Source organism: Ureibacillus suwonensis (genome assembly GCF_042655065.1).
In the GTDB taxonomy this organism is placed as follows: domain Bacteria; phylum Bacillota; class Bacilli; order Bacillales_A; family Planococcaceae; genus Ureibacillus; species Ureibacillus suwonensis.
Genome location: NZ_JBHSNQ010000036.1, coordinates 22677 through 29788 on the forward strand (window position 1 = coordinate 22677; position 7112 = coordinate 29788).

Here is a 7112-nt window from a genome sequence, read left to right on the forward strand (position 1 = left end):
CATGTTTAAGACATACCAGATCTCCGTCAAGGAAATCTGGTATATTTTTTTACAATATTTATGAGACGGATGTGAATTTGGGTGAACTACAAAAAAATCAAGAAGGCGATCTTTCATCGACGTTTAAACCGTTTTGTTGCGGAAGTCTATCTGGATGAACAAATTGAAAAAGTGCATGTGAAAAACACGGGCCGGCTAAAAGAATTGCTGCTTCCGAATGCCGAGGTGCTTTTGGAAGAGAGCGACCAGCCCAACCGGAAAACGAAATTTTCCCTCATTGCGGCAAAAAAAGGCAACCTTTGGGTCAATATTGATTCACAGGCGCCGAACACCGTTGCGTATGAAGCGATATCGGGAGGGGAAATTGCCGAAATCCGTAATCTCCGGCAATTAAAAAAGGAAGTCAAATATGGGGATTCCCGATTTGATTTATACTTTGAAACAGAACAAGAAAAAGGTTTTGTTGAAGTGAAAGGCGTCACGTTGGAAAAGGATGGTGTTGCCATGTTCCCGGATGCTCCCACAGCAAGGGGGACTAAGCATGTTTGGGAGCTGGCAAAAGCGGTCTCGGAAGGTTATAAAGGGATTATCTTGTTTATTATCCAATTGGAGGGCTGCCGTTATTTCACACCAAATAGCGAAACGGATCCTTCTTTCACCGATGCACTGGTGCAAGCATCCAGACAGGGTGTACGAATTTTGGCATATGAAACACATGTGGATGAACATCAAATGTCCATCGGCAAGCAAATTCCCGTCATTTTATAGGTTACATAAAAAGATGAATTTGAAGCATTTTAAAAATGAACAAACTTTGGTTTTGTTCCAATTTGGCCATTGAGGAGGATTGAAATGTCCAACGAACAACAAACAGGCGGGTTGCAAAGCAAACAGAAGCTTCAGGTTCATCCATCCGAAAACAAAGAGTCCACCGAATTTGCCTCTGACATGACCATTGAATCAAGTTCCCACGAGGGCAAAAAACGCATACAAGAGCCGGTCAGTGAAAGAACCCTATGGCATTAATCGGCTATGGCAAATCTCCCATTGAATAATGGGTTGTGTTAATAATTCACTTTTATGCTGGTTTTTTATCAAAATAAACCTTTTCAGAATGCACAAAATACTCTTGAGAAATGGTACAGCTGTTTCTCATTTTAACTTGATGAGGAGGATTGCCATGCCAAATGTAGTCGTAAACTGTACAGTCTCCAATTGTTATTTCCACAAAAAAGGGAATGTTTGTGGTGCTGAAAAAATTCTGATTGACACGGATTCAAAAGATAAGTCATCGGAGTTTGGTTCGGAAATCGATTTCCGCGAGGCTGCTGAAAAGGCCAAATCATCAGAAGAAACTTGCTGTAAAACCTTCAGACCAAAAAATGAACGCAAATAAAGGCTGGCGTTTTTGGGGGACTACGGTTGTTTAGTCCCCTCTTTTTCTTTGGAGGAGGTGCATAAATTGTTTGAAAACATTGTCGCCCGATTAAGGGAGATTGAGCGGAAATACCAGGTAATAGTGTTATATGCCGTTGAATCCGGCAGCAGGGCTTGGGGGTTGGCGTCAAAAGCCAGTGATTATGATGTGCGTTTTATTTATGTGCATTCGGTGAATTGGTATCTTACCATCGATCCTCAAGGAATGGGGAAAAAACGGGATGTAATTGAGCTGCCAATAGAGGATCATCTCGATATTAGCGGTTGGGAAATAACGAAAGCATTAAGGCTGTTTCGAAAAAGCAATCCCGCCATATTGGAATGGATGAGAAGCGGTGAAGTTTACTTGCAGCAAACGGGTTTTATTTCCGGGCTGCGCTTATTGGAGAAAGAGGTGTTTAACCCTCAATCGATGCTTTTCCATTACATAAAAATAGCGAAAAACAATTGGTCTTCACTCCATGGAAAGGATGTGAAGATAAAAAATTACTTGAACGCTTTTCGGTCCTTGTTGGCCGGCAAATGGATCGTACAATTTCATGAAATTCCACCGCTGAATTTTCAACCGTTGATTGAACATGCGCATCTGCCTAAACAGTTGAAAAAGGAACTGGAGCATTTGGTCGAAGTGAAAATTTGCGGTGAGCAGGATGCAGTCCATCCGATTCCCTGTCTGAATGATTATATAGAGAAAGAATTGAATTTCTTGATTGAAGCAGCCGGAACATGGCATGGAGAGAAAAAGGATCCGACAGCCCAACTGGATGAATTATTCCGAATGACATTAAAAGAGGCATGGGGCGAATTTTAAAAAAGCCATTCGGACCATACATTTTGATAAGGACATTTCGAAAAAGATCTTTAAGTTTTTTTCAAAATAAAAATGATGGAATTCACAGGACGAAAAGCTTGCCGCTTCCGTTGTGAATTCCACCATGATTGCCGTTATTTTTTAATTTTTCCCCTTCTTTTCAATACCAACTTTTCAAGTTCTGACAATTCACGGGAAAACTCTTCCCTTGCAAGTCTGGCCGGAATTTTTTCTTGTTTTGGTGTTTGCGGTAAAGCCTCGGCGTTCTTTGTTTTGCCTTGTTTGTTATCTCTTCCCATAGTAGACCTCCTTTTTGTTCAGGTAATTTTAATATGGGAAGAAGCGATTTTTTTATCACACCAAAGAGTGTATTAATTGAAGGAGAAAGAGGAATAATTTAAAACGAATGAAGCTCCTTTCAGGCATAAAAATGGGGATGCTTGAATTGGACAAGCATCCCCGACCATGATGATGAACTAATGTTTTGGAAGAAATTTTTGTTTATAGATGCTGTATACATTGTTTGGTTTTTCATGTTTGCTTCCTGTGAATTCAATATATGTCTTATGGATGTATGGAGATGTCATTAAAGAAAGTACCGCTGCATAGTTTGGAGTGAAAGTGATTTCATCTCCAACCTCAAATTGGTGTTTTTTCCCGTCTATTACAATGTGGTCGCTGGTTGCCCCAAGGATTTTTATCGGCTTCGTCGGCGATAAACCAGGGACAAACACATCCTGTCTGCCTGCATTCACGAGAATATGGTTGATCCATCCATGCTCTTGGAACTCGATGGATTCGCCAAAGCCGTTTTTTCCCCGATAGCCATAAGGGGAAGAAGGTTTTTGTTTGGCTTCAATGACTTCTGCAACAAATTTGAAAGTATCGGGATAAAGATTGGGTATAATCCCGCCTTCAGTGGTTTCTCTTCCTAACAGAATCGATTCGCCGAGGCGTATATCATTGACTGATCCGATATCATCCGTTTCAAGAAGCCATTTTAAATTGGCGGAGTTGCCTCCGGAAACAATCGGAAGTTGCAAAGCGAATTGACGTTTTATTTTTTCCACAATGGAAGAGAATTCCCTCATTTTTTCTTCTGTAGGCAGAACGCCTCCGAAACAAGCGAAGTTCGTGCCGATACCGGCAATTTCTATTGCCGGAAGCTGCATTACCTCACTTATAAATGCCGGAAGATCTTTCGGCATTACACCTTCACGAAGGTCCCCCATTTCCACCATCACTATGATTTTATGGGTTTTCCCCTGTTTCACCGCTTCATTGGACAATGCGCGAATAACATCCATTTCTGAGTTCATGCTGATATCCGCATATTTGACGACAGCCGGAACTTCCGATATTCCAGGGGTTCGAAGCAATATGAGGGTAGCGTTGATTTTTGCCTTTTTCAATTTTTCCAAATGAAACGTTTTTGATACGGCAAGTCTCGTGATGCCTGCCTGAATCAACGCATTAACGATTTGCAAATCCGCGCAAACCCCTTTTACAACCCCCGTTACTTCCACCCCTTTTGCTTCACATAAATGTTTTAAGACCGCAGCGTTGTGTTGAATTTTATCCAGATTGATTTCAATTCGAGGTACCGGTTTCAATTTCATTTTGAACTCACAACCTTTTCTTTGGCTTTTAAAGATGGGAAGAAATCGATGATTGCATTAATAATTTTTTCGTCGCCCTTTTTCAACACATCGCTGACAGGCAAATGCAATTTCTTTTCATATTCCACAATGGTTTGGTCGATTTCTTCATCTGTCATATTTTCGTGGTTCAACGTGATGGCAATGACTTTCGTGTTTCCGTAATGTTCAATCAGGTTAATTTCTTCTTGGAGATCCGGCATCGGCATAAACGGAAAATCGCCTAATACTTTCCGTTTTGGTGGATGCTGCAAAATGATCGCTTGTGGCCGTGCCCCTTTTAAAATACCGCATGAGCTGGCATAGGCGGGATGACTGAGTGCCCCTTGCCCTTCCACAATGATGATGTCTGGATTTTCGTTTTTGTGCGCCCGCAATATCTCCCCTTCCAGTTCTCCGATTAGATACTGAAGCGGGAAAGCGTCCATTGCAAAACCATATTCTGCACCTTGAATTAAACCGGTTTGTCCGGTTGCGATAAAGACAGGTTTAAACCCGCGGTTCCTGAATCCTTTTTCAAGTATTTTCGCGGTAGTCCGTTTTCCGCAAGCGCTGTCTGTCCCTAAAACGGCAATAATGGGCGTATGGATATTTAAGATGCCGCCAGTAAATAAATGCCACTCTTTTTTTGGTTTCGGCTTTCGAATGTCGCGAATTGTGACGTTGTATTTTTTGGCGGCATTCATCATTTCTTCATCTTCAGTCAGAAATTCTTGCAATGGGTTGATAATATTTAAACCGGCCTTCATGGCTTCGAAAATGACAGACCTTTCTTCATCTTTTAAAAAAGCGTCACCAGGGGCGATTCCGAGGATGAAATGAGTTGGTTTTTCTTTGGAAATTGATAAAGCTTCTTCGAGGTTTTTGCATAAAGGGATGCCATTTTTGACTCCATCGAGATACTCGCCGGCATCCAAACCGCTCTTTGTACTGTCTATGACGGCAATGATGTCGTAGTATCCCGGCTCGCGAACCAGACCATTCGCGGTTTTCCCATCCATAGAGCCAAATTGGCCTTCACAATAGATGATTGCTTTTTTCTTCATGTTTCATCCCTCCATAAACCGAAGAATCACGACAATATTTCTACTGCTTTTGGAAGTGTAAAATCATGAAGCAAAAACATGATGTAATAAGATGTTAGAAATAAATAGTTCATCATTTAATTTTTTAATTATTTCATTAATTTAAATTATATGGATATTAAATTTTTTACGCAAAAAATAGAAACAAAATTCATTAAAATTTCCTTTTTTTAGCTAAAAACTTTAGAAATTTTGTAACTTTTGTATCTTTAGTCTGCATAAATATTGAGAATTGAAACATAAAAGGAGCGGATAATGGCAAAAAATAGCGGCACAAACAATAATGTATGTTTGCACCGCTTATAGTAGAATATTATTTTTAAAGTTTAATAATGTTGAAATAATCATTTAATAATGCCCAATTTTGCGGAAAAGGATATCCTAAAGCCCAATAACTGATACCGCGCAATTTATATTCGATGGCCAGTTTGAATTTGGCGGCGGCGCTTCTTGCATCTTCAAACCATACTTCATGGGCTTGCCCGTTTTGATCCACATATCGGAAAAAGGGGGATTGGGCGGTTTCGTCATATAAGATTTCTGCTTTATATTGGGTTGCCCGTCGAATGGCTTCCTGAGGGCTGAAGGTTTCAGCAATTGCACCTTCCACATGCGGCACTTTCCAATCCCTTGCATAAATTTGGAACCCCAAAAAGATTTTCTCGGGAGGAATGATGGTTACCGCATACTCCACCACACGTCTTATTTGGTTGATCGGCGAAATGGCTTGCGGCGGACCTCCCCTCCAACCCCACTCATAAGTCATCAAAATGACAAAGTCGACAATGCGCCCGTGGGCTTCATAGTCGTGGGCGGTATAAAGCAGACCTTCCTGTTCCGAACCCGTCTTCGGCGCAAGAGCGGTTGAAACGAAATATCCCTTCTCATGAAGCCGGTTAACGGCCAGTTGCAAAAATTCATTATAATTTTCCCGATCTTCCGGCAGCACATATTCAAAATCGATGTTTAACCCGCGGTAGCCTTTTTCATCCATGACCTTTATGCAACTGTCGATTAATTTTTCCTTCAATTCCTGATTCGATAAAATGGCGTGGGCCAAGTTTGAACCTGTGCTGGTTGATGAAAAATTCGAGATCGCCAACATCGGCACCGCTTGTTTGGATTTTGCCGCGCTGAGCATCAACTCATCAGCAAAAGGTTCCAACGTTCCATCTTCTTTGATCATGTAGGAAAACGGGGTGAAATACGTAAGCAAGTTGCCCACCGCATTGACGGAATCCGCCCCGTTTGCATCCTGCTGATAGGAATAAGCATTGACTTCGATGGATGGTTTTGGTCTTGGGATGATGAGCATCATTCCAGGGTAGATGTTATCCGGGCTTCGCAGACCGTTTTGTTTTACAATGGCTTCTGTTGTTGTTCCGTAATAAGCTGCAATTTGCCACAGGGCTTCTCCTGGTTGAACCATGTGTAACCGTGGAGGGATGTAAATCGTTGTTCCGGGGATTAAATTGTAAGGATTGATGGCAGGGTTTGCTTGTTGAATGGACTGGATAGATACGCCGTAAGCACTTGCAATCGACCACAATGTTTCTCCGAATTGAATGATGTGGGGAGTTGTTGTATCCGGGATCAGAATTGCTTGGCCAATGAGCAATGATTGGGGATTTGGAAGTTGATTAAGCTGGACAATGGCATTCATGCTCGTATAGTATAAATTAGCCAATTTCCAAAGGGTGTCTCCTTGCTGAACAACGTGAATTCTCAGATAAAAACCTCCTTTCTTCTTTTCATACTGCAATATATGTTCCAGCCGGCAATTTCATATGCATATTGAAAAAAGAAAGTCTCCCGCAGTTGAAGGCTTTGATTACGGCAGCCTCCTTGCACCTGTAGGGGACGGAACAAATGCTTTTAAAACCGATGACCCGAAAGAAATCGGACGAGTTTTCTCTTCGTAAACCGGATTTATCATTCAAGGGGCAAATAAAGTGAAATAGGCAGCGCCAATCAGCCGATGTGGCCATAAAAAAGAGGCTGGGACATAACTAATAAAGTGAACGAGCTGCAAAAAGAATTTTTGTAAAAAATTGATTGGAGTGACGGGGCGAGTGCTCCTGTCGCGCACGCTTAGTCGCAAAGCAAAAGCTTTCCTGCGAC

9 protein-coding genes are annotated in these 7112 nt (G+C 41.6%); 4 read left to right on the plus strand and 5 right to left on the minus strand.

The window, feature by feature from the left end; genetic code table 11:
- Positions 1–81: 81 nt before the first annotated feature.
- The 4 genes from sfsA (at position 82) to ACFPOH_RS03030 (ending at position 2248) form a co-directional block, all read left to right on the plus strand.
- Positions 82–768, plus strand: a complete 687-nt coding sequence (gene sfsA / locus ACFPOH_RS03015; RefSeq protein ID WP_390308820.1) for a DNA/RNA nuclease SfsA — start codon at positions 82–84, stop codon at positions 766–768.
- An 84-nt stretch (positions 769–852) separates the two neighbouring features.
- On the plus strand, positions 853–1026 hold the full coding sequence (locus ACFPOH_RS03020) for a hypothetical protein (protein WP_342470807.1): 174 nt from the start codon (positions 853–855) through the stop codon (positions 1024–1026).
- A 154-nt stretch (positions 1027–1180) separates the two neighbouring features.
- Positions 1181–1396 carry a DUF1540 domain-containing protein gene (locus ACFPOH_RS03025; protein ID WP_342470808.1) on the plus strand — a complete coding sequence of 72 codons (216 nt, stop codon included), beginning with the start codon at positions 1181–1183 and terminating at the stop codon, positions 1394–1396.
- Between the two features lie 66 nt (positions 1397–1462).
- The gene (locus tag ACFPOH_RS03030) at positions 1463–2248 is read left to right on the plus strand and encodes a nucleotidyltransferase domain-containing protein (RefSeq protein ID WP_390308821.1); all 786 of its coding nucleotides are present in this window, start codon (positions 1463–1465) and stop codon (positions 2246–2248) included.
- Between the two features lie 134 nt (positions 2249–2382).
- Here the strand turns inward: ACFPOH_RS03030 and ACFPOH_RS03035 are convergent, their stop codons facing one another.
- The 5 genes from ACFPOH_RS03035 to ACFPOH_RS03055 all read right to left on the minus strand — a co-directional run.
- The gene (locus tag ACFPOH_RS03035; protein ID WP_342470810.1) at positions 2383–2547 is read right to left on the minus strand and encodes a YfhD family protein; all 165 of its coding nucleotides are present in this window, start codon (positions 2545–2547) and stop codon (positions 2383–2385) included.
- Positions 2548–2724: 177 nt separating this feature from the next.
- The gene (locus ACFPOH_RS03040) at positions 2725–3867 is read right to left on the minus strand and encodes an alanine/ornithine racemase family PLP-dependent enzyme (RefSeq protein WP_342470811.1); all 1143 of its coding nucleotides are present in this window, start codon (positions 3865–3867) and stop codon (positions 2725–2727) included.
- On the minus strand, positions 3864–4952 hold the full coding sequence (locus ACFPOH_RS03045; RefSeq protein WP_342470812.1) for an N-acetyltransferase DgcN family protein: 1089 nt from the start codon (positions 4950–4952) through the stop codon (positions 3864–3866). The genes ACFPOH_RS03040 and ACFPOH_RS03045 overlap by 4 nt, the downstream gene beginning before the upstream one ends.
- Before the next feature lie 358 nt (positions 4953–5310).
- Complete coding sequence (locus ACFPOH_RS03050) at positions 5311–6720, minus strand: glycoside hydrolase family 18 protein (protein WP_390308823.1); 1410 nt, start codon at positions 6718–6720, stop codon at positions 5311–5313.
- Positions 6721–6927: 207 nt separating this feature from the next.
- Positions 6928–7112 (minus strand): hypothetical protein (locus ACFPOH_RS03055; RefSeq protein ID WP_390308822.1); only part of this gene is annotated, 185 nt, incomplete at its 5' end.